The sequence below is a fragment of the Peribacillus sedimenti genome, from assembly GCF_046237635.1.
GTDB classification, from domain to species: domain Bacteria; phylum Bacillota; class Bacilli; order Bacillales; family DSM-1321; genus Peribacillus; species Peribacillus sedimenti.
The window spans coordinates 3673550-3696620 of record NZ_CP143547.1; the positions used below are offsets into that span (position 1 = coordinate 3673550).

The following is a 23071-nucleotide window of genomic DNA, read 5'->3' on the forward strand; positions in this document are numbered from 1 at the left end:
TTATTACGCCCCCTTCTGCGGTTTTGCTGGACCTATCTGAAGAATCCCGTCTTTTACCTTGGTTTCGTACTTATCCAAAGGCGAGATTGGTGGAGTGCCTGGTACATTCACTCCATCTTTCGTATATCTTCCGTAATGGCACGGACAGAAGAATTGGTTAGGATTTTCCTTGTCGGCATTCCAGTTGACCGTACAGCCCAGGTGCTTACATACAGGTGATAAGGCTACAATGTTATCGTTATCATCTTTGTAAACCCAAGCAGAACCGGTTTGTTCCGACGTATACCATGCATCTTTCTGTTCGAAAGTGAAGTCTACACGTACAGGTTCCGAAGAAAGGTCGTCCACTTTCTGCTTGGTAGCAACAAAATCTCCACCGCCACCAGCCTTTAATACGGGATCGACCGCAAATCTAACCATTGGCATTAACATGCCGGCTGCCATGAATCCGCCTACACCGGTGAGAGTGTAACTAAGGAACTGACGTCTTGAAACATTATGCTTGCTCATGCATTTTCCCCCCCTCTATCACTGAACTGAGTCCAACCGGACAAATCATTTGACAAACACTATAAAACTAGGACATTACAATGATATATCAATATTTGACTAAGGTCAATATTCTGTTAATTCTAAAAGATGGCAACTATGTGGCATTTTTTATAAACTTCAACCATCAATTCATGTCATTTGCTCCACATTTTGGAGAATACATCAGATAGCTGCCGTACCTGATCATTTACCAATGTGCGTGCCTGATCATCAGCCAAATGTTCCAGCGGCATTGAGGGGATCCACAATAAAGAGCCGCCAAGCACGCCTTCATGCCTCTTCCATTCAATATCTGAAGTGATGAACAATACATGCTTAAATCCGGAGGCTTCCTGCTTCCAGCTGCGAACCAACCCCAACTTGTCCTCTACTGGACTGCTTGAAAGGTAGGATAGCTGGGGCATCAGCAGTATCCTTCCTCTGAATTGCTGTTCAACTGACATAGTCAGTATATTGATAAAATTATGGATGGAAGCTGACTGCTTCATATCCTGATCTATCGATACAGGGATCAGGGGAATCATTATTGTATCGATATATTCCTTTGCTTGATTGAATGCATCAATTTCCTTGGGTGTCCAACGCATTTGCTCCAACTCCTTCTAACTGCTTGTAATCCGTTTACATTTTACCATTTTTCCATCTTGAATAATAACTATCTATTAATCGAAGGGCCGCATTAGTTCCCAAATAAAAAACCTTCCCGAACGGGTAAGGTTGAAAAATCAATATTAAGATTGTTTTAATCTGTTCAGCTGCTCTGTCAGCTTCATGAATGCCTGCTCATCGTTCCTGTCCAACGCTTCGTCAATCTGCCCCATTATTTTATCCCTTTGATAGGTTTGCAGGGACTTAGCCAGAAATTGTTCAGCAATAATTTTATCCTTTTCATTGGTTCTTATGCTCTTCGGCATGAAAGGGTTCTCTTCCAATACTGCCGCATATTGATAGGATGCATATGCAGACTTAAAGTTTAATTGGATATAGATTTCTTCTTCGCGATTCAGCCTGATGTCATGGAATGACTTTTCTGCATCAGTCGTCATGATGTTCGATTTGTAAAATCTGAATGGGGCTTCGTCCACACAATGCGTAGACATGACCAATCCCCGCGGACAATATTGGGCATTCTCTACAAAATGCACCTTCTTCATTAATTGATCATGGCTCATCAGATAATTAAGTATCCAGACACATTCCCTTCTTTTCAACTGGTAATGATTTAAAAACCAGCGTATAAAATCTTTTTTCTCATTAACAGATACAGGGGCAGCCACCACGAGATCCCTCCTCTGCTTATTTTTTGTCCCTAGCGGCTCATAATGAAAGATTTGGATTTTCATCCAGACGTTCTAATACCAGGATATACTCTTCGTTTGCAGGATTTTCTTGGAGCAACTTACTAAATATTTCTCTAGCAGTATGTCTGTCTCCTTCTTCTAGAAGAAAGAAACCGTAATCCTCAAGAAATTCTTGGTTGTTGTTAAAAGAATTATATGCTGTTTGGTAGTGCTTTAATGCCTCTTCATACTGTTCTAATTTTTGCATGCTGACTGCGGACATCCATTCGAACTGAGGATCGTCTTCGCCGTATTTTTTGATATTGTCTATCGTTTCCAATACATCTTCAAATCTCTCCTCATGCATAAGGAGTTTCATAAGCGTAAGTGCTGCCTCTAGGTAGCCCGGATCAATCGCTAGGGCCTCCCGGAAAAATGACTCTGCTTCCTCGGTCAAGCCATGTTTCAGGCCAACCTTTCCGCCGTAAAAATAAAGCTCCTTGTTGTATTGGTCGTATTTAATGCCTTGTTTAACAATTTTCAAAGCATTATCCAGGTCCTCCAATTGCTCATGAGACCTTGCCAAATATATATACAGTGAATGATATTCAGGGTCTAATTCCTTTAATTCGTCAAATTTATTGATAGCAGTCTCGAATTTCCCCGCCTGATAAGCCGTCAAGCCATATTCAAACAAAGTATTTATTTCCAATTTCTCGTTTATTGCAGCTTCATAGTAGTCAAGTGCATCCTCGAATTGTCCTGAGGCACTAAGCGCTTCAGCAATTCTTTGATCCAGGTTTATCCCCCCGATCTCGCGATGCTCCATTCGAACTTTCTTATAGCTGCTGACGGCATCCAGATCTCTTCCCTGCTGGAAATATAGTTCCCCAAGAGCAAAGTCTATCAACAGCTCATCCGGCAATATATTTTTAGCCTGCAATAATTTCCTCTCACTGACCTCATCCATGCCCTGCATTTGGTATAGATCTGCTTCCAATAATAAAGCACTCGGGTACATATCATCTTCAGGACTGATTTGTTCCAGGGTCAGCATTGCTTCATCCTCCTGGTCCATGTCAATTAAAATTTCAGCCAGAGATAAAATTAACTCTCCTTCTCCCGGATACATAGCCAAAAGATGCTGGAAGAGATCTTTCGCCTCCTCCATAAATCCAAGCTGCATCATTTCCTCTCCAAGGAGCAGTATATCTTCTGCTGACTCAGAAGCTTTGACTCGTTTTATATGAATATTAGCCTGATCCAGATCACCTTTTTTAAGGTGCTCCAATGCCTTTTCTACCGTACTCATTTGGCCATTCCTTTCTGCCGTTATTGCTATCAAGTGTTTTCGGTGCTAAAAACCCGAATTCCATCTGTCCTTGTTTTTATGTTCTGGGCATTGTGAATTCTCCCAGAAAGCCTTGTTCTTCGGACAGTAACAATAAGTTTATCATATCCCAAGCAGTCTTTGCCATTAAGTAAACCTGCTGTGTTTTTTCAAATTATTAAGTTATAATTTATTTCTCCGCTGGCCTTCAAATCTCCTTTTTTTGATAAATTCCATAATTAATTTTAGCTATTCTTTATTCTTGTCTGTATCTGTACTCTACCTTATGCATAAGTTCCCTTTTATTCTTGTCTACCCTTCATAATAAATGAAGTGTTTTTAACAGAAGACGGCTGGAAACTTGGGTGCACGGATATGAATATTTAATCATATGAATAGCCAATGTTTAAACAAGCGTTAAAAGAACTGAAAACTTGAAGTTTGTTTACGGTGTCGAGATTAATCGATGTCCCTCCATTCTGACACAGCGAGTTTCAAAAACACATATCGGGCCAAGCTGGGTATTCTCACGCAAAGCTGCCCCGGAGCCCAGGTATAAACCAAGATTTCATCAGTGGGGCAGCTATGCTTTTTACAGCAGGACCTTCCATAAGATGACTTAAGAAAGCCTATGACACTCTGGCAAAATTATGTCCAAGATTACAACAGGCTGGAACAACAAAAAACCGGGATACCCCGGTTTATGATTGTGTCAGTATAGACAGATGTTCGAAGAATTCAGGATAGGATACGTCAATAGCAGAAGGATTTTCAAGCTCGATCTCTCCTTCGGCTACCAGGCCAGCAATTGAAAGCATCATACCGATTCTATGGTCTCCATGACTTGATACGGTGCCGCCATGCAGCTTTGTTTTTCCTGTGATAATCATACCATCATCTGTTCCTTCAATGTTCGCTCCCAATTTAGTGAGCTCATGGACTACTGTATCTATACGGTTTGTTTCCTTCACCTTTAGCTCAGCTGCATCGCGGATCACCGTCTGTCCCTCCGCCGCTGTAGCAAGAAGTGCAATGATCGGAAGTTCATCTATGAGGCGCGGGATTATATCTCCCGAAATTTCTGTACCTGTTAACTTAGAAGTCCTGACTGTAATATTGCCTGCAGGCTCGCCTTCAGTTGTCAATACATCGACTGTGATATCCGCACCCATCTGCTTCATGACATCTATGATTCCTGTGCGGGTCTCGTTTAAGCCGACATTAAGAAGTTTGACTTCACTATCAGGAGTGATCGCCGCAGCAACCATAAAGAAAGCTGCCGAAGATATGTCTCCCGGCACATTGATATGAGTTGCACGCAGTGCTTGTTTGCCTTTTACCGTAATGGTATTGCCCTGCCGTTCTATTTTTCCGCCAAAGGATTCAATCATTTTCTCTGTATGGTCCCTCGTTCTCGCTGGTTCAACTATGGTTGTTGCTCCCTCAGCCTGCAGCCCTGCCAGAAGGATGGCAGATTTAACCTGAGCACTCGCCACAGGCAATTCATAGCTAATCGGTTTTAATGTCCCGCCTTTAATTTTTAAGGGAGTGAATTCACCGCCATTTTTCCCGTCAATCTCGGCCCCCATTTCTCTTAATGGATGAACGACCCTTGTCATCGGCCGTTTCGCAATGGAGCTGTCACCCGCAAGGGAGGCCTCAAATTCCTGTCCTGCCAAGATTCCCATAAGGAGGCGGATTGTCGTTCCAGAATTCCCTACATCCAATACCCCGTCTGGTTGTTGCAAACCATGGAATCCCTTCCCTGATATACGTACAGTCGGTCCATCTTGACTTATATCGACTCCAAGCTGCTTAAAACAGGAAATCGTGCTTAAACAATCAGCTCCGGGAAGGAAATTACTAATGGTCGTTTCCCCTTCAGAAAGGGCCCCGAACATAACAGATCGATGGGAGATTGATTTATCCCCCGGTACAGATATAGACCCGTTCAGTGAGCTTATACCCGTTTGTAAAGCAACGCTTTCCATAAAATCATCCTCCGGTAACATAAAGTGAGCTGTCAAGAAATAACAGTTTCATATCTAGTATAATGTTTGATACATTCTTCAGCCTTGCTCCGATCAGCATCACTCTGGAAGCTGACCACCAGCACGCCGTATATCTCGTCTTCCCTTGTTTCCAAGATCCTTATATTCGTAATGCTAATTCCTTCTTTCGCAAAATATCCGGTAATTTCGGAAATAACACCGGGATAATCCGGAACGTCTATATACAAATCGTAAAACGCAGGTATTGCGCCTTTAGAGTGAACCGGCAGCCCATCCCTGAAATCTTTTGCACTTTGAAAGAAATCCAGAATGGCTTTGCTATCTTCTTCTGACATAATAGCCTTGATTCTCTGCATCTGGTCAATCCACTCGTCCATCAACGATATAAGTATTTCCTTATTTTGAAGAAGGATATCCTTCCACATTACCGGCGAGCTGGAGGCAATTCTGGTAATATCTCTAAATCCTCCGGCTGCCAGTCTGGGAATTAGCTCATTTTCGTTATTATAGAGTTTGGCCTGATGAACCAGGCCTGAGGCAATAATATGGGGAAAGTGGCTGACCACCCCCGTCATAACATCATGCTCTTCCGGTGTGACAATAAGGAAATTAGCTTTTGTCCCTTTCAGCCATTCTTTTAATATCTCTACATTTTGAGGGCTGGCCGCTCCATTTGGAGTAAGAAGATAAAATGCATTTTCAAACAAATGGGGCCTCGATGCACCTGCCCCGCTCTTATGCGATCCAGCCATTGGATGGCCCCCAATGAAACAGATACCCTTTTCCGTCAGGCAGTTCGCAGCATCCATAACGGTTTTTTTGGTACTGCCGACATCTGTGATGATCACTTCAGGCTTTAATTGGATATTTGATAAAACTGCCAGGACTCGCGTGGATTCATTTACAGGAACTGCAACGATAATTAAATCCGCATCCTGAGCTCCCTCTTCCACTGTAGGCACTGTAGACTCAACAATCCCCAGCAACTTTGATAATTGGACATTTTGTTCACTGATATCATAACCAATCAGCTGTGCATCTTTATGCGCATTGCGAATAGATAATGCAATCGAACCGCCAATCAAGCCAAGGCCTATGACAAAAACCCTTCCTTTCAATATGCCTCTCTCCCCGCAAACGGGCTGAATCTTAATTACAGTTCCACCCTTTGTTGTCTATTAACTTTTAGAAATTCTTTCATGAGTTCAATGATTCCGGCATTTTGTTCTTTAGAGCCGACTGTGACACGTACGCTCGTTGGAAACCCTAGCTGGCTTCCGGATCGCACGATATATCCTCTTTCAAGCAGGAATTGGAAAACAAGATTCGAATCCACTTTAAAATCAATCAGGATAAAATTCCCCTGAGATTCATAATAGTCCAGGCCTTCCTCTCTACAGAAGTCATAGTATTGGTTTAAGCCTTCTCTATTAGCTTTCTTTGCTTTTTCTACAAACGCCTGATCAGAGATGGCTGCTAATGCCGCCACTTGTCCCAGCGTGTTCACGTTAAATGGTTCCCTTGCAGGCTCTAGTTTCTGAATGATATCTTCACCAGCCGCACCATACCCCACCCTAAGGCTTGCTAATCCATAAATTTTTGAGAAAGTGCGCAGTACAATCAGGTTAGGATAATTGTTTAGCCAAGATATGGTATCCGGATGATCAGCTGCTTCGACATATTCATAATAAGCCTCATCCAGAACGACAAGAACATCATTGGGGACATTGTCGAGGAATCCGGCCAATTCCCGATTATTGATATATTTTCCTGACGGATTGTTTGGCGTACACAGCCATACTACAGCGGTGTTTTGATCAATAGCATCCAGCATACCGGCAAGATCGTGTGAACCAGCTACAAGTGGAACTTCCCTGACTTCGGCACCTTCTATCACCGCATTATGGCGATATTGAGGGAAAGTCGGAGTAGCCATTACCGTGTTAGTACCTGGTGACAAAAGACTTCGGGAAATAATCTGGATTAGTTCATCAGATCCATTTCCAAAAATCAGTTGGGTTTCTTTTACATTTAGATGGTCTGCTACACCAGTACGCAATTTTGCTGCATATCCATCAGGGTACAAGGCGAAGGAATCACCCACAGCAGCTACGGCTTCCTGTACCTCTGGTGAACATCCAAAGGGGTTTTCATTGGAAGCAAGTTTGGTAATATGCTCTAATCCGTATTGTTTTTTAACGTCCTGGATCGATTTCCCCGGCTGATATGGTTTTAATGTAAGAATGGCTTCTTTCCATTTCATCATTTTCACCCCTATTTGGATTCATCGCTTTAAAGCGGCAAAGTATATAATTGATTATAACATAATATTTCTTTATTTTCTGAAATAAGTACAAAAAAAAATTTTGATGGCACGTTTTATTTTATCATTATTCCGCATTTCGAATTGCACAAAAACCCTTCGGTTGGGCACTTTTCATTTTGCCGTTAGATCCGGCCTTAGAACCACAGCCCGCTCCTGATATACATGTTGTATGTCTATCTGAGATTTATCTGTATTTAAATGGAGCATGATGCGAATGCAGCCTGCAAGTGAACCAGGCACAGGGATTTCACGCATACACATCACCGGTACGTGAGTCCATCCCTCAATTTCCCGCAGCGCTTTTGCTGGAAAGACTGAGGTTAAATCTTCTGTTACTGATATAAATACTGAAGCAACCTGCTCGGGAATAATTTCATTTTCTGCAATTATACTGGAAAGCAGTATCCTTGTCGCTGAGACTATCTCTGCTTCTTCATTTTTTTCGACAGTTGTGGCTCCCCGGACTCCTCTGATCATATTATCCTCCATATCTAAACATTTTTCAGCTGAAAGTCTTCATAAGTACATCAAACGTAATACGTCCTTAATATCATGATCTGCAATCTCTGTCGTGATCGGCGCACCTATTTCCTTAAGAAGTACAAAAGTCACCATGCTGCCAACGGATTTTTTATCTTTCTTCATTAGTGAAATAAGACCATCACAATCTAAATCTTCTTTTATTTGAATATTATAACCCAGACTCTGAACCCATCCGGTAAACTTTTCCATATCAAAATCAAGCGAGCATTCTTTCATGCTAAGACGAAGAGCATAAACCAAACCGACCATTACTGCTTCCCCGTGCGGGAATTCACCGTATCCCATCATAGTTTCAACGGCATGTCCGAGTGTATGTCCGAGATTCAGATAGGCGCGTACCCCGGTTTCCCTTTCATCTTCGCTTACAATAGCCGCTTTAATTTCAATCCCCTTTTTAATCATATGAAGCAGATGGTTTTCGCTAAGCGCCTGTAAATCCTTTATATTTTCTAATAGCCAGCTGTAAAAGGCAGGATCCTGAATCAACGCTTCCTTGACAATCTCAGCGAATCCCGACCTTAGCTCCCTTGCGGGCAAAGTACGGAGGAAATTTATATCATAAAATACTGCTTCGGGCTGGTAAAACACACCTATCATATTTTTTCCTTCGGGATGGTTGATTGCTACCTTACCGCCAACTGCGCTATCATGTGCAAGCAGGGTAGTCGGAATTTGCAGGAAAGGAACGCCCCTCATGAAGGTAGCAGCGACAAAACCCGCCAGGTCCCCGACCGCTCCCCCTCCCAATGCCAATACCATGGAATTCCGGTTTAAATTCTGTGACAGAGCATAGCTATGGGTGTCATAAAACACCTGAAATGTCTTTGCATGCTCTCCTTCCGGGGTTATATACTCAATGACGGTCTTTCCCGTTTTTTCGAGCACATTCTTTACAGCGGGTAAATGGAGGGCTGCAACTGCCTCATCGGTAATGATTAGAATTTTCCCGATTTTTTCATACTGCTTTACTATAAAATCCGGCAGAGACTCTATGATATTCTTGCCGATGAATACTGGATAAGTTTTTGAAGCAGCGGATACACTAATCGTTTCCATTTTCTAAAACTCCTTTATATCTTCCCTGTAAGCACGCACAGCCTCCTGGAGCTTATCAAATTGATCTGAAGGGAATTGGTCAACGATGGCTGCCGCAAGTTCCCACGCTATTACTGCTTCAGCGACAACCGCAGCTGCAGGTACAGCACAGCTGTCCGAACGTTCAATGCTTGCAGAAAAGACTTCCTTCGTATCAATATCCACACTTTGCAGCGGCTTATATAATGTTGGGATTGGTTTCATTACTCCCCGTACAACAATCGGCATACCAGTCGTCATACCGCCTTCCAGACCTCCAAGGCGGTTGGTTTTGCGATAGTAGCCTCTGTCTTGTTCCCAGGCAATCTCATCATGCACTTCACTTCCGAAGCGTCTCGCAGCTTCAAAACCTATACCAAATTCAACGCCTTTAAACGCATTAATACTGACAATCGCCGCTGCGAGCTTTGAGTCCAGCTTCCTGTCATAATGTACATAGCTTCCTACTCCTGCAGGCATGCCCTCCACAATGACTTCGACAATGCCGCCGATTGAATCGCCATTTTTCTTTGCCTGGTCAATAGCATCCATCATTTCCTGTTCTACATTGCTGTCAAAGCAACGGACAGGTGAAGCCTCCGTTTTTTCCTGCAATTCTTTAATGGAGGTATATTCTGCAGCTGCGGCGTGGATACCGCCAATTTCCAAAACATGAGACGCAACCTCTATTCCCAGCAGAGAAAGAAGTTTTTTTGCCATGGATCCAGCTGCGACACGTACCGTAGTCTCTCTCGCAGATGAACGTTCCAGCACATTTCTAAGGTCCCTATGTCCATATTTCATACCGCCATTCAAATCTGCATGACCCGGTCTTGGCCTTGTAATCTTTCTTTTAACTTCTGCCGCTTCTTCTTCTGAAATAGGTTCGCTCCCCATCACTTTTGTCCAATGGGTCCAATCTTTATTTTCAACGACTAGAGCAACAGGAGACCCTAGTGTATAGCCATGCCTGATACCTGAAGCTATGAATGCCTGGTCTTTCTCAATCTGCATTCTTCTGCCCCGTCCGTGTCCCTTCTGCCTTCTTGCCAATTGCTCATTAATATCGTCGCTTGAGATTGGCATTCCTGCAGGCAAACCTTCTATAATTGTAGTAAGCTGCGGCCCATGTGATTCACCAGCTGTTAAATATCTCATATTCTCTGCCTCCGTTTAAACCATTAAAGGATTTATGTATCAATATACCATACATGGAACCTTTGTGGGTATAAGAAAAACAACATTGCAAGCCAAAAACTGTTACAATGCAAAAAAGCCCGCATGAAGCGGACCATCAAGACGATCTTATATAAGGAGAACCGTGTTACACTTTCTTGTAGAAGAAAGTATCTTCCGTCTCCAGGCTATACTGACCCGGGTTAAAAATTTGCTCCGTACTCCCTACAAAAAAAGCTCCTCCCTCTTTTAATGCGCCGCTGAACTTAAAATAGAGCTGGCTCTTTGCCTCTTCGGTAAAATAAATAAGTACATTCCTGCAGACTATTAAATCATAACTATTCTCATATTTATCTGCCAACAAATTATGCTTACGAAAATTGACAGTCCTTTTGATTTCATCTGAAAGCTTGAAGTAGTCCCCTTCTTTTGTAAAATATTTCGCTTTCATATCTGCAGGGACCTCATTTAAAGACCGTTCAGGATAGATGCCTAGCTTTGCTCTGGCGATTACATTCTCATCTATATCTGTAGCAAGTATTTCAATCTGGTTTAACGGAACGTGTCTGGACAGAATCATGGCAATAGTATAAGGCTCTTCTCCTGTGGAACACGCCGCACTCCAAATCTTCAGTCTTCTAGTGGATTTCAGCAGTCTAGGGAAAATTTTCTTCTCCAGTACTTCCCATCTGGAAGCATTTCTGTAAAACTCAGATACATTTATAGTCATCCTGTCCAAAAACTCATTCAGTACTTTATTGTCCTTTTCAATGGCCTTGAAATAATCCATAAAACTGCTGTAGCCTTTTTTTTCATAAAGTGAGGTAAGCCTGCGCTTCATTTGAGCTTCCTTATAAAGAGCCAAATCTATACCTGTAAACCGTTTAATTTGGCTAATGAAATTCTGATATTCGTCTTGAGGCATAAATACGTCTCCCATGCATTAAATTCCAAATAACTAAGCTTTCGATAAGTATATCGGAAAAATGGGAAATAAGTTTGCAATTTAATTAAAATTTTTTTTGGCTGTTTCATTTAATTAGAGAATGGAAGCAAGGCGATACTTACTTTCGCTGCTTTAAATTGAATAAGGTGGCCAATGGACCTGACGTGGGGCAACTCCCTGGTCTAAAAAATAATATGCTAAGGCTTGAATCCATACCTCTTTTGGCGCTACTAAACCAAAGGCGGACACAAAAGGGGTTCGGAATGCTCCCATTCCGAACCCCTTTTTGTCAACAATCTGAAACTCCCAATTCGCGAATTCTGCTATAAATCTTCTAAACTTAGTAAACCCATTCTGCGATTAATTTAGAATAATCCACTAACTCTTCTTCTTTAAAGAATAGCCCAATTTCACGTTCAGCACTTTCAGGTGAATCCGATCCATGAATAACGTTTTTTCCGACAGTTACTGCAAAATCACCGCGGATTGTAGCTGCAGCTGCGTCTTTAGGGTTTGTAGCACCCATCATTTGACGTGCAGTGGCTATGACATTTTCACCCTCCCATACCATTGCAAATACCGGTCCGGAAGTAATAAAGTCTACCAACTCACCAAAGAATGGACGTTCTTTGTGTTCTCCGTAATGTTGCTCTGCCAATTCTTTCGAAACAGACATCAGTTTTGCTCCAGCTAGACGGAAGCCTTTCTTTTCAAAGCGAGCTACGATCTCACCAATCAAGCTGCGTTGTACCCCATCAGGTTTTACCATTAAAAATGTTTTTTCCATTATGGCCCACTCCTACTGTAATTTATATGATTTACCTTATTAAGACAATCCTCAAAAATAGTACCACTATTCATGATATTTCGCAAGCAGCTATGAAAGGGTTTTCTTTTTTCATCACTTATAAAACCAGGGCACTTTAATAAAAATTTGCGTACACCTGAATTCGTGCCTGCAGCTGTGCTGGAGATATACTGTTAGTATTTTCTTTTCCCTATGAATTTTGCAATTTCATATAAGGTCTTCTTGGCTGAATTGGCCGGCAGTTCGTTTAATGCTTCAAAGGCCTTCTCCAAGTATAGTCCTCCAAGAGCTGCCGCCCTTTCTATTGCACCGCTTGCGGTAATATCCTGTATGATGGAAGCCATCTCATCCTTTGGTATATCCTCATGTACTTGTACAATTCTTGACTTTATTTTTGGGTCCTCCATTGAGTACAGAACCGGCAGCGTAATGTTTCCCTGTCTCAGGTCACTGCCAGCAGGTTTTCCCAGTTCCTTTTCGGAAGCAGTAAAGTCAAGGATATCATCTGTAATTTGATAAGTCATGCCGACATAATAACCAAATTCAAACAGCTTTCTATGTATTTTTTCATCCACTCCCACTGAAATGGCACCCAACTGGCAGCTGGATGCTATCAAGAGGGCCGTTTTGCGTTTTATTCTCCGCAAATAGGTTCTTAGATTCTGTTCAAAATTGTACTTATCCTTGATTTGCTCAATTTCACCCTTCGTAAGCTCCACCATCGTGTGTGAGAGGAGCTGGTGTGCCTGGGGGTCATTGATCTCCGTTATCACTTCAAGTGCCCGGGCAAAAATATAGTCGCCCGTATACATAGCAATCCTGTTGTCCCATTTCGATTTTATCGTTGGGGCCCCCCGGCGTAGATCTGAATCATCAATGACATCATCATGCACCAGTGAAGCCATATGAATCAGCTCTAGAGCAACCGCTGCTTTTTTTACAGCATGAATATCATATTGGCCAAACTTTGCAGCAAGCAACACAAGAACCGGGCGTATCCGTTTGCCCCCTGATTTCAGCAAATGGAGGGATGCTTGTCTTAGTACGGCTGAATCCGCCTGAATGGCAGCTTCCAATTCTTTTTCTATTAATTGCAGGTCTGTATTCAAGAACGAATACAACATTTTCAGTTTCATACAAATCCACCCAGCCTAGTTTGCGTTAATGATTATGGACGTTTGGCCTTCATGCCAAAATGCGAGGCTGCCACTCCACCGCTATGAGCTTTATAGCTTACATTATGGAAGCCGGCTTCCTCAAACATCAAAGCCAGCTGCTTCATGCCCGGGAAATCACGGGCTGATTCCTGAAGCCAGGAATATTCATCATAGCTTTTGGCAAAAAGCTTGCCAAACACTGGCATAATAAATCGAAAATAAAAGTAATACATTTGCTTAAATCCTACCAGGGTAGGCTGCGAGGTTTCCAGACAAACAGCCATGCCGCCCGGCTTTAATACCCGGTGCATTTCTTTTAAAACCTGTAAATAGTCAGGTACATTCCGCAGCCCAAACCCGATGGTGACATAGTCGAAGGAATTTTCCTCAAAAGGAAGCTCCATGGCGTTGCCATGAATGAGCGAAACATATTGATCAAGCTTTAATTCACGCACCTTTTCCTGCCCGATTTTAAGCATGTTTTTGCTGAAATCCAGACCGACCACCCTGCCTTCAGGCCCGGTTTTCTCCGCAAGCGCAATAGTCCAATCAGCAGTGCCGCAGCAGACATCCAGAGCGCTTGACCCTTTAGGCACATTCATTCTGCCCATGGTATATTTGCGCCATTTAAGGTGCTGTTTAAAGCTAATCACAGAGTTCATTTTATCGTAGTTGTCATATATTTTTTCGAATACTCGATGAACTCTTTCCTCTTTAGTTTGTTCCATTGTTCACCCTTCTTCCGCTAAGGAGTTGGCTGTCACTGCTGTGATATCCAAAACGCTTGAAATTCTTGATCGTAACATGCAATTTTGAAGCGGCATTTGCTCTAAGGCATTTTTCACAGAGTTTTGCGCATATAATATACATTGGTCCAGTTTATTCAGCAGGAAATCTATTTGCTCTTTGGATAATGCGACATTCTTGTCCTTCTTTGGAAAGGATATCTTTTTTAGTATTTCAAAAATAATGGATTGGCCGCTTTCCATGTATTGTACTTTTTCTGTATACAAACGATTCAGCAATAGAAGTTCGGTTGATATTTCCTTCCAGCCGGCCAGATTGAACCAGTCCGCCACGTGAAGAATCAAGGATGCTTCAATTTTGCGTATGCTGTCCATGACACTTGCCAACTCATCCATTGACTTTTGATACAATAAAATTTTATGTTCATTTATATCCTTAATGGCACTAGCCAGAACCCGAACCAAAGATATATTTCCTACCCTGGATAGCAATTGGTAATATAGGCCGCTATAGAAATCCCCAGCTAGCACTGTAAGCTGGAGGTCCTTCTGTTCATTTTCGTCTTTGCCTTCAAGCTCCAGATTATTGACGTTTTCATGGATATCGAGCGCCATCTGGATCAGCATGGTTGATAATATATATGTTTTTCGTTGTTCATCCGTAATCTCTAATTGATTAAACAAACTCAATAGAAGCAGCAGCTTATCCTCGTCAATTTTTGGGACCTCCAAAAATTCATTCAAAAAAGGATGAAAGGCACTGGTTTTTATCAATTCTTTTAATTCTGTCAAAGAAGTATTTTTGTTCATCAATTGAGATCACCCTTAAATACCCGTAATGGTTTACTTTTCTGCCCGTTTGGCAGATTCCCGTTTAAAAGCACACATCATTATAACATAAAAACACTGGGAGCGTACTACATTAAGGCTGCAATTAGACTTTTCAGTGCATATCCTGCCTAATCAGGCAGGAATTCTCACTTTTCAGCCTGTCCCTTTTTGGATGAGCTTTCTACCTCACCATAAGGGGAATATATTTTTGCATTACCCCGAATCTTAATCGCAGATGTATGCTCTGTAAATTGGGCAATCATGACCTCGCCTGCATCAAGCTTCTCAGAATGATGGAATCTTGTATCGGTGCCCCTGGTCAGCCCGATCACATTTACACCATCCTCCACGGCTTTTATTATTACAAAATCCCGAAAAATCTTTTCATCCATGCTATCACCCGTATTTTCATGTAATTAATGTTACAGTAATTATCCTTTAATAAAAGACAGGACTTCAGACCTGGTCCTTGAATCTTCTGCGAAAACGCCCCTTACTGCAGAAGTGACTGTTTTTGCGCCCGGCTTTTTGACCCCGCGCATTGTCATGCACATATGCTCTGCCTCTACAACTACCATTACTCCATGCGGTGATAGTTGCTCCATTATAGCATTGGCAATCGTGGAGGTAATTCTCTCCTGAAGCTGCGGCCTTTTCGATACAGCCTCTACCGCCCTGGCAAGTTTGCTTAAGCCCGTTACCTTTCCGTCTTTAGGAATATAGGCAACATGGGCGTTCCCATAAAAGGGGACAAGATGATGTTCGCATACTGAGTAAAAGGGTATATCTTTTACAAGCACCAATTCTTCATGATCTTCTCCGAATATAGTTTCAAAATATTCCTTCGGATCCTGATTCAATCCCGAAAAAATCTCTTCATACATTCTTGCAACCCGTTTTGGCGTATCCAGAAGTCCTTCTCTCTCTGGATCTTCGCCTACTGCTTCTAAAATCATTTTGACTGCTTCCTCTATTTTAGCATGATTCACCTGTGGCATTCATTTTCCTCCTAAGCAAGCCTACTCATGTATGTAAATTATATGGACATGTCTTTATATTAGCATATTTACTTCACAAAATCTCAATGGCTGGTCAATAAGGGCACGAAACAGCCAATTCGAGAGTGTAAGTGGAATTAGATTAATCGAATTACGTGAACGTAGAAATCTAAATAGGTTATTCCTGCTCCACCCTCAAGCAGAGGTCATAGTACCTTATCCCACTCGTGATGGTTAAGAGAAGGACTGAACAATTAGGAAGAACGAGAACTAGGCATATAATTCCTGGTAAGAAGCAGACAACCCATGAAGTCCCCAGTGGAATCCGACTTAGTTTTGTAATGTAAACTTATTCCAGGGTACCTAGCTTTATATGAAGTTCGTGTTCCTCAGACCGGAGTTTTGCCGCTCGCTTCCTTCAGATTCCGCGTCAGCACGGATTGCGTTAAGCTAACCACTACTACCGCCTTCATGGATCGCAACTTAGACTCTATAGAGTGCACCCATGCCGGGCCCACATTAAAAAAAGGCCACGCATAGCGTAGCCTTTTTGGTACTTTAAATCTTAAATGCTCTGTATGTATTACTTTACAGCATCTTTAAGTGCTTTACCTGGTTTGAAAGCAGGCACTTTGCTTGCAGCGATTTCGATTTCATCGCCAGTTTGCGGATTGCGGCCTTTGCGGGCTGCGCGTTCGCGAACTTCAAAGTTACCAAAACCGATAAGCTGTACCTTATCACCATTTTTCAAAGCGTCTAAGATTGTATCAAAAACAGCATCAACAGCTTTCGTTGCATCTTTCTTGGAAAGCTCTCCTGTTTCTGCAACTGCGTTAATTAGTTCTGTCTTGTTCATGCCATTCACCTCCTCCCAAAGGATTTTTTTATAAAAAATCAATATTACATACTTTATAATAGTGATTTGTTACCGGGGGGTAAAATTTTTTCTTTGTCCCAATTTGAAACGCGAAAATGTCCACCTTTTTACGAAAGGAAAAAATTTCTAAAAGGGTAAGAATGGCGTCACAATGCATTTTCTGTAAGTAGATTATCACAAAAGACGTTCCGTTAGCAAGAGAATTAAAAAAATAATGGGCATCATTTCTCAAAAAATACATATATTAATTAATTATTTTGCCTAAATAAGAAATATCATTGTTTTTGTAATGGCCTATCGCCAGCATTGCCTTTCCCCTCATTCCACTCACAATATCTTTAAACCTATATTATGATACAATAACAATCCAGCAGTTCTCTTCTTTACGAATAAAGGAAGATTATATTTGCTAACTGTTTGCTTCATGGATTTTTAACCATATTCCATAGTGGTCCACTCATAAGCACCGCAGAAGAATTGTTTTACGGCTGGATAGTAAGTTTAACACCCCAAAAGCTTCTATAACAGCGATAAACCACTATTTATGCACCCTATTCATTCCTTAGATCCAAAGGGCTTCACTGTAAATCAGGAATAAAATCCGCATCGCTATTCTCATATTTTGATAGATAGAGGCTCCCATGACATACACAAAAAAGAACCAATCCCCTGTTATAGTGGATTGGTCAAGGCATTCTATAAAATGATCGCGATTAAACCACCGGATCCCTCATTAATTATTCTCTCAAGTGTTTCCTTCAGCTTGTAACGTGCGTTTTCTGGCATCAGGGATAGCTTAGCCTGAATGCCTTCCCTTACAATTGAACTTAAGGATCGGCCGAAAATATCGGAATTCCAAATTGAAAGAGGATTATCCTCAAAATCCTGCATTAAATAACGGACCAGTTCTTCACTTTGTTTTTCTGTACCAATAATCGGCGCGAACTCAGATTCGACATCCACCTTGATCATATGGATGGAAGGCGCGACAGCTTTTAGCCTTACACCAAAACGGGACCCCTGCCGTATGATTTCCGGTTCATCAAGGCTCATATCGGCCAGGGATGGAGCCGCAACACCATACCCGGTTTGTTTTACCATCTTCAAAGCATCTGAGACCTGGTCGTATTCTGCTTTAGCGTGAGCGAAATCCTGCATGAGTGAAAGCAGGTGATCCTTCCCCCGTATCTCAACCCCTACAATTTCCTTTAATATTTCGTCATAAAGCTCATCTGGGGCATAGAGATCGATTTCCGCTACTCCCTGGCCCATTTCGATGCCAGCAAGGCTGGCTCGGTCGATAAACTCAAATTCATTAAAATGTCCTACTACCCTATCAACATCTCTTAGGCGTTTGATGTCCTTTACTGTTTCCCGCACAGCTTCCTGGTAGCTTTCACGAAGCCAATGGTTTTCCTTAAGCACCATTACCCAGCTAGGCAGATTGACATTCACCTCTAGAACAGGGAATTCATATAATGCTTCGCGGAGGACATTTAGAACATCGGATTCACGCATGCTCTCAACACTCATTGCGAGCACCGGTATATCATATTTTTCCTGAAGGCTATCCCGTAAGGCCAATGTATCCGGATGATGCGGCTGCACCGAATTCACAATCATGATGAATGGTTTGCCCACTTCTTTTAGCTCATTGATGACTCGCTCTTCCGCTTCGACATAGTCAGCACGTGGAATTTCCCCAATTGACCCATCAGTGGTAATGACCACCCCCAGCGTCGAATGATCTTGGATAACCTTGCGGGTCCCTATTTCAGCTGCTTCATGGAAGGGAATCGGTTCTTCATACCATGGAGTGTGAATCATGCGCGGACCATTTTCATCCTCATACCCCTTTGCTCCCGGGACGGTATAACCTACACAATCAACAAGTCTGATATTTACATCAAGCCCCTCAGCAACATGGATGGTAGCTGCCTGATTAGGGACGAATTTTGGTTCTGTAGTCATGATTGTTTTTCCTGCCGCACTTTGCGGGAGTTCATCCTGTGCCCTGGCACGGTCGGCCTCTGTACCAATGCCAGGAATGACAACCAATTCCATAAACTTTTTTATAAAAGTAGATTTACCGGTCCTTACTGCACCGACTACACCTAGGTATATGTCGCCACCGGTTCGTTCAGCAATATCTTTAAAAATATCTACCTTTTCCAAGGTATCCCCTCCCGATATTAGAGTTCCTGGGATAACATCATCCATTTTTTTGACTCTAGGACAATATATATTTATGATGTTGTCCTAAAAAAATATTCCTATTATTTTGTGCAGGTACCTCCTAATTTAGTTATCTTAAAAAATCTGCCGCACCGCCGGCAGCTGCTTTATATAAGGGCTGGTATTATAGAAGTTATGGATATTCAATGGAATAAAGAAATAACCCTTCCCCTACAATATATTTCGCAGGAAAAGGGTTATGACTATTTTATAAGGAATACAGGCATTTTGGTTTTTTCATCGACTGTATAAGGAAGCGAATAGGCTGGCACAAAATCCGAGCTTTCGGTAAGGAGTCGGCGAATATCCTCCCCAGGCTTGAACTGATGCTTTGTTTTCTTGAGCGCCTTCATGAGGTCGGGAGTATAGTCTATAAAAGCTTCAGCCTCGTTGTTCACCACTATATGAAGCATATTGTCAGAATATGGACTCCTTACTACAGGCGCGTCTTTTAAACCCAGCTTTTTATAATCCAGGGTGAAAACAGTATCCGCCAGCCGTTCCTTGAAAGGGGGGTAGCCGTTATTCTGTCTGTATGCCATTACACGCAAATTATAGTCCTGAAGCTGCTGTGCAAGCCTGATATCGAAAATCTTGACCTTCGGATTGGTCTCCTCGTCAATGATTACATATTGAAAGACACCCCCCGATTCATATGCGTTGCCAGGCGGCTCAGCCATATACCTTGGCGCTATCTTAGAGAAGTCTACCAAATGTTTTTGGTAATAAGGTGTATCTCCGGGCTTCGTCTTTATTGGGAGGATCCCCCCCTCTTCTTTCTGAAACTGCTCAACCGCATTTTGGACAGATTGGATTTGTGCTTTATAGGGAACCTGATTTTCCGCTTTCTGTTCCTTTGGATACATGCAGCCCGACAGGATAATGGCTAGGATTATATATAACGTCGCTAGTTGTATTTTTTTCATGAGAATCCACCGCCTACGAATCTGTTGGTCCGCTCATAACTACAAAAAAGATAATGAGGCCCGCCAATATCATTAATATGTATGCAATCACAGCGGTAATTGCTTTCAAAAAACCTCTTAATTTATATCTGCTAAGATAAATTGTGATAATCGAGATAAACATAAACGCCATCGCAGCCAGCGATATCCACATTTTTTGCAAAGCTGGTGTCAAAATAAGCACTCCTTTTTCTGTATAATCAAAAGAAAATAAAAAATCAGATGAATCCGACACATATTATAACATAAGCATGGAATACAATATATATAGCAATATACAGAAAAAGAAAACAATAAAAAAACAGAAGATACCAAAGGATATCTTCTGTGATTTTGACTAAATCCCCCAAATTGCCAGGTCAGATTACTAGTTTACTACATTGCATTTTATGCGGGCTCTGACCATCACGCATCGTCTAATGCCCAGTTTCTCAAAAAATAAGGCCATGGAAACGAAGCTGCCCATATCCAGCATATGCATACAATGGTGATACTGTGATTTCTGTATCAGTCGCTCATCCGTTCATCCAGGATATTGATGAGATCTTCCATTTCGTGTGTCTTGCCGCGGCTCATCAAAAGGTCAACTGAGTCCTTTACATTTTGTCCCTCAAATAATACTCCGTATAAGGCCTCTGTAATCGGCATGGTGACTTCATACTTTTTCGCCAGCTGATATGCAGCCTTTGTTGTTCTTACTCCCTCAACTACCATGCCCATCTTGTCCAGTACCTCTTCAAGCTTTTGGCCTTTTCCGAGCATATTGCCAGCTCTCCAATTACGCGAGTGGACGCTTGTACATGTAACAATCAAGTCGCCGATTCCCGTCAAGCCTGAGAATGTAAGCGGATTGGCGCCCATTGCTGTCCCCAGGCGGGCAATTTCCGCGAGCCCCCTAGTAATCAAGGCTGCTTTTGCATTGTCGCCGTATCCCAGCCCGTCTGTAATTCCTGCCGCCAATGCAATGATATTTTTCAATGCACCGCCAATTTCGACTCCGATCACATCCGGGTTCGTATAAACACGGAAATTTTGATTCATGAATAGATCTTGGATTTTTTCGGCCGCATCCATATCCCTAGCAGTAACAGTGACCGTTGTTGGATGTCTCAGGCTGACTTCTTCTGCATGGCTTGGGCCGGATAACACCACGACTTCCTGCAGCAGCTGCTTCGGCATTTCTTCTTCGATCAGCTCTGAAATTCTCATTAATGAGTCCGGCTCAATGCCTTTGCTGACATGTACAATCGTCAGAGGATTCTTTGCGACGTCCCTGATTGTACCTATTACTTGCCGGATTGCTTTTGTCGGCACCGCAAGAATCACAGTATATACTCCCTCGAGAGCCATGCCCAGATCAAAAAATCCTTTGATTCCTTCAGGAAGCTCTATGTCCGGGAGATATTTCTGGTTTCTATGTGTCCGGTTAATTTCATCTATTTGTTCTTGTTTATGTCCCCAAAGCCTGACATTATGGCCATTATCCGCAAGCACCATAGCCAAAGCTGTTCCCCAGCTGCCTGCTCCAAGAACCGTAATGGTCTGTCTATGTTCCTGCATACTTAGCATCCTCCCCTACTTTCTTTGTCTTCCGAAGATTTTAATCGGCGTTCCTTCAAAATTGAAAGCATCCCGGATCCTGTTCTCCAAAAATCTTTCGTAAGAAAAATGCAGCAGTTCAGGGTCATTGACAAATACCACAAATGTTGGCGGCTTTACAGCTACCTGAGTTGTATAGTAGATTTTCAATCTTTGTCCATTATGGGTTGGAGTTGGATTCATTGCTACCGCATCCATAATTACTTCATTCAGGACATTGGTTTGGACACGAAGTGCATGCGCTTCACTAACTCTGTCGATAACTGGTATCAATGTATGTACACGCTTCTTGGTTTTTGCTGACAAAAACACAATCGGTGCATAATCAAGGAACTGGAAGTGTGCACGGATGCTTTCTTCAAACTCTTTCATGGTTTTTTCATCTTTTTCGATTACATCCCATTTATTGACGACAATGATGACACCCCTGCCAGCTTCATGGGCATAACCGGCAATTTTTTTATCCTGTTCCCGGATTCCTTCTTCCGCATTAATCAATACCAGAACGACATCGGATCGCTCAATGGCACGCAAGGCGCGAAGCACACTGTATTTTTCGGTTGTTTCATAAACCTTTCCCTTTTTCCGCATACCTGCAGTGTCAATTATGACATATTCCCTGCCCTCAATGGTCAGCATGGAGTCGATCGCATCACGCGTGGTGCCCTCAATATCGCTTACTATAACACGTTCTTCACCGAGCAAAGCGTTGACGAGTGAGGATTTCCCCACATTCGGACGCCCAATCAAACTGAATTTGATTACATCCTCATCATATTCTTTTTCCTCATATTGAGGAAAATGCTTTGCTACTTCATCAAGCAAATCTCCCAATCCAAGACCATGAGAACCGGAAATGGGGAATGGTTCCCCGAACCCCAGAGCATAAAAGTCATAGATTTGATCCCGCATTTCTGGATTATCTACTTTATTTACAGCAAGAACCACTGGTTTTTTCGATTTATACAGGATTTTTGCCACTTCTTCGTCAGCACTTGTAACTCCTTCGCGGCCATTAGTCATAAAGATGATGACATTCGCCTCATCGATGGCAATTTCCGCCTGCTGACGAATCTGCTCAAGAAACGGCTCATCACCGATATCAATGCCTCCTGTATCTATGATATTAAACTCATGTGCAAGCCATTCCCCCGAACTGTATATGCGGTCTCTAGTTACACCGGGAACATCCTCCACTATTGAAATACGCTCCCCAACGATCCTGTTGAATATCGTGGATTTGCCTACATTCGGCCTACCAACTATTGCTACTACCGGTTTTGGCAATTTAGTCCGCCCCTTTTTCTTTTGTAATTCTATGGATACATGAATTCATTTATTTTACAATCTGATCAGCTGTATGAATAAGTATGTCATTTTTCCATAAAGGCATAGACAGCACGCTTGCTATCCTTCTTCGTCTGCACTGGCATGATCCAGCAAATAAACTTTATAATCTCCATGCGTAAAGTTTTGCCAAACAAAGCTTCTCGCGCCGCTAACTATCATATCGTACCAAATTTTATCACAATCAACAATGATTGTGTTATAGGGCTATTTCATTTCGACTGCTCTGTCCTTCCTCTGATATTCGTTTGAAATGCATGCCTTATTGA

General features: G+C 42.3%; 23 protein-coding genes. All 23 read right to left on the reverse strand.

The annotated features are described in order from the left end of the window. Positions 1-3 precede the first annotated feature (3 nt). Positions 4-510, reverse strand: a complete 507-nt coding sequence (locus tag V1500_RS18020; RefSeq protein WP_409301369.1) for a ubiquinol-cytochrome c reductase iron-sulfur subunit — start codon at positions 508-510, stop codon at positions 4-6. A 176-nt stretch (positions 511-686) separates the two neighbouring features. Then, the gene (locus V1500_RS18025; RefSeq protein ID WP_409301370.1) at positions 687-1139 is read right to left on the reverse strand and encodes a YpiF family protein; all 453 of its coding nucleotides are present in this window, start codon (positions 1137-1139) and stop codon (positions 687-689) included. 144 nt (positions 1140-1283) lie between these two features. Further along, positions 1284-1829 carry a ReoY family proteolytic degradation factor gene (locus V1500_RS18030; RefSeq protein ID WP_409306031.1) on the reverse strand — a complete coding sequence of 182 codons (546 nt, stop codon included), beginning with the start codon at positions 1827-1829 and terminating at the stop codon, positions 1284-1286. A gap of 40 nt (positions 1830-1869) precedes the next feature. Further along, positions 1870-3144 (reverse strand): tetratricopeptide repeat protein, encoded by a 1275-nt coding sequence (locus V1500_RS18035; protein WP_409301372.1) that lies wholly within the window; start codon positions 3142-3144, stop codon positions 1870-1872. A 719-nt stretch (positions 3145-3863) separates the two neighbouring features. Next, positions 3864-5153, reverse strand: a complete 1290-nt coding sequence (gene aroA, locus V1500_RS18040) for a 3-phosphoshikimate 1-carboxyvinyltransferase (protein WP_409301374.1) — start codon at positions 5151-5153, stop codon at positions 3864-3866. Between the two features lie 32 nt (positions 5154-5185). Further along, positions 5186-6292 carry a prephenate dehydrogenase gene (locus tag V1500_RS18045; RefSeq protein WP_409301375.1) on the reverse strand — a complete coding sequence of 369 codons (1107 nt, stop codon included), beginning with the start codon at positions 6290-6292 and terminating at the stop codon, positions 5186-5188. Positions 6293-6327: 35 nt separating this feature from the next. Further along, positions 6328-7437: a histidinol-phosphate transaminase gene (gene hisC, locus V1500_RS18050; RefSeq protein ID WP_409306032.1), complete on the reverse strand. Its 1110-nt coding sequence runs from the start codon at positions 7435-7437 to the stop codon at positions 6328-6330. A 174-nt stretch (positions 7438-7611) separates the two neighbouring features. Continuing rightward, the gene (gene aroH, locus V1500_RS18055; RefSeq protein WP_409301377.1) at positions 7612-7977 is read right to left on the reverse strand and encodes a chorismate mutase; all 366 of its coding nucleotides are present in this window, start codon (positions 7975-7977) and stop codon (positions 7612-7614) included. Positions 7978-8016: 39 nt separating this feature from the next. After that, positions 8017-9099, reverse strand: coding sequence for a 3-dehydroquinate synthase (gene aroB, locus V1500_RS18060; RefSeq protein WP_409301378.1), 1083 nt, complete (start codon positions 9097-9099; stop codon positions 8017-8019). Between the two features lie 3 nt (positions 9100-9102). Beyond that, positions 9103-10275 carry a chorismate synthase gene (gene aroC, locus V1500_RS18065; RefSeq protein WP_409301379.1) on the reverse strand — a complete coding sequence of 391 codons (1173 nt, stop codon included), beginning with the start codon at positions 10273-10275 and terminating at the stop codon, positions 9103-9105. A 166-nt stretch (positions 10276-10441) separates the two neighbouring features. Further along, the gene (locus V1500_RS18070) at positions 10442-11218 is read right to left on the reverse strand and encodes a CheR family methyltransferase (RefSeq protein WP_409301381.1); all 777 of its coding nucleotides are present in this window, start codon (positions 11216-11218) and stop codon (positions 10442-10444) included. 361 nt (positions 11219-11579) lie between these two features. Continuing rightward, entirely contained in the window at positions 11580-12026 is a 447-nt protein-coding gene (ndk, locus tag V1500_RS18075) for a nucleoside-diphosphate kinase (protein ID WP_409301383.1), read from the reverse strand. A 194-nt stretch (positions 12027-12220) separates the two neighbouring features. Beyond that, positions 12221-13183, reverse strand: a complete 963-nt coding sequence (gene hepT / locus V1500_RS18080) for a heptaprenyl diphosphate synthase component II (RefSeq protein ID WP_409301384.1) — start codon at positions 13181-13183, stop codon at positions 12221-12223. Positions 13184-13215: 32 nt separating this feature from the next. Further along, positions 13216-13932: a demethylmenaquinone methyltransferase gene (locus tag V1500_RS18085; RefSeq protein WP_409301386.1), complete on the reverse strand. Its 717-nt coding sequence runs from the start codon at positions 13930-13932 to the stop codon at positions 13216-13218. A 3-nt stretch (positions 13933-13935) separates the two neighbouring features. Beyond that, a complete protein-coding gene (locus V1500_RS18090) occupies positions 13936-14760 on the reverse strand; it encodes a heptaprenyl diphosphate synthase component 1 (RefSeq protein WP_409306033.1) in 825 nt (274 codons plus the stop codon). Between the two features lie 167 nt (positions 14761-14927). Continuing rightward, entirely contained in the window at positions 14928-15173 is a 246-nt protein-coding gene (gene mtrB, locus V1500_RS18095) for a trp RNA-binding attenuation protein MtrB (protein WP_409301387.1), read from the reverse strand. 39 nt (positions 15174-15212) lie between these two features. After that, positions 15213-15779 carry a GTP cyclohydrolase I FolE gene (folE, locus tag V1500_RS18100; RefSeq protein WP_409301388.1) on the reverse strand — a complete coding sequence of 189 codons (567 nt, stop codon included), beginning with the start codon at positions 15777-15779 and terminating at the stop codon, positions 15213-15215. Between the two features lie 583 nt (positions 15780-16362). Next, a complete protein-coding gene (locus V1500_RS18105) occupies positions 16363-16635 on the reverse strand; it encodes an HU family DNA-binding protein (RefSeq protein ID WP_409301390.1) in 273 nt (90 codons plus the stop codon). Positions 16636-17352: 717 nt separating this feature from the next. Beyond that, positions 17353-18831 (reverse strand): stage IV sporulation protein A, encoded by a 1479-nt coding sequence (gene spoIVA, locus V1500_RS18110; protein ID WP_409301392.1) that lies wholly within the window; start codon positions 18829-18831, stop codon positions 17353-17355. A 263-nt stretch (positions 18832-19094) separates the two neighbouring features. Further along, positions 19095-19817 (reverse strand): hypothetical protein, encoded by a 723-nt coding sequence (locus V1500_RS18115; protein WP_409301393.1) that lies wholly within the window; start codon positions 19815-19817, stop codon positions 19095-19097. Positions 19818-19830: 13 nt separating this feature from the next. Next, positions 19831-20031, reverse strand: a complete 201-nt coding sequence (locus V1500_RS18120) for a DUF2768 domain-containing protein (RefSeq protein WP_409301395.1) — start codon at positions 20029-20031, stop codon at positions 19831-19833. Between the two features lie 332 nt (positions 20032-20363). Beyond that, the gene (locus tag V1500_RS18125; RefSeq protein WP_409301397.1) at positions 20364-21416 is read right to left on the reverse strand and encodes an NAD(P)H-dependent glycerol-3-phosphate dehydrogenase; all 1053 of its coding nucleotides are present in this window, start codon (positions 21414-21416) and stop codon (positions 20364-20366) included. 15 nt (positions 21417-21431) lie between these two features. Beyond that, positions 21432-22742 (reverse strand): ribosome biogenesis GTPase Der, encoded by a 1311-nt coding sequence (gene der, locus V1500_RS18130; protein ID WP_409301399.1) that lies wholly within the window; start codon positions 22740-22742, stop codon positions 21432-21434. Between the last annotated feature and the right edge of the window lie 329 nt (positions 22743-23071).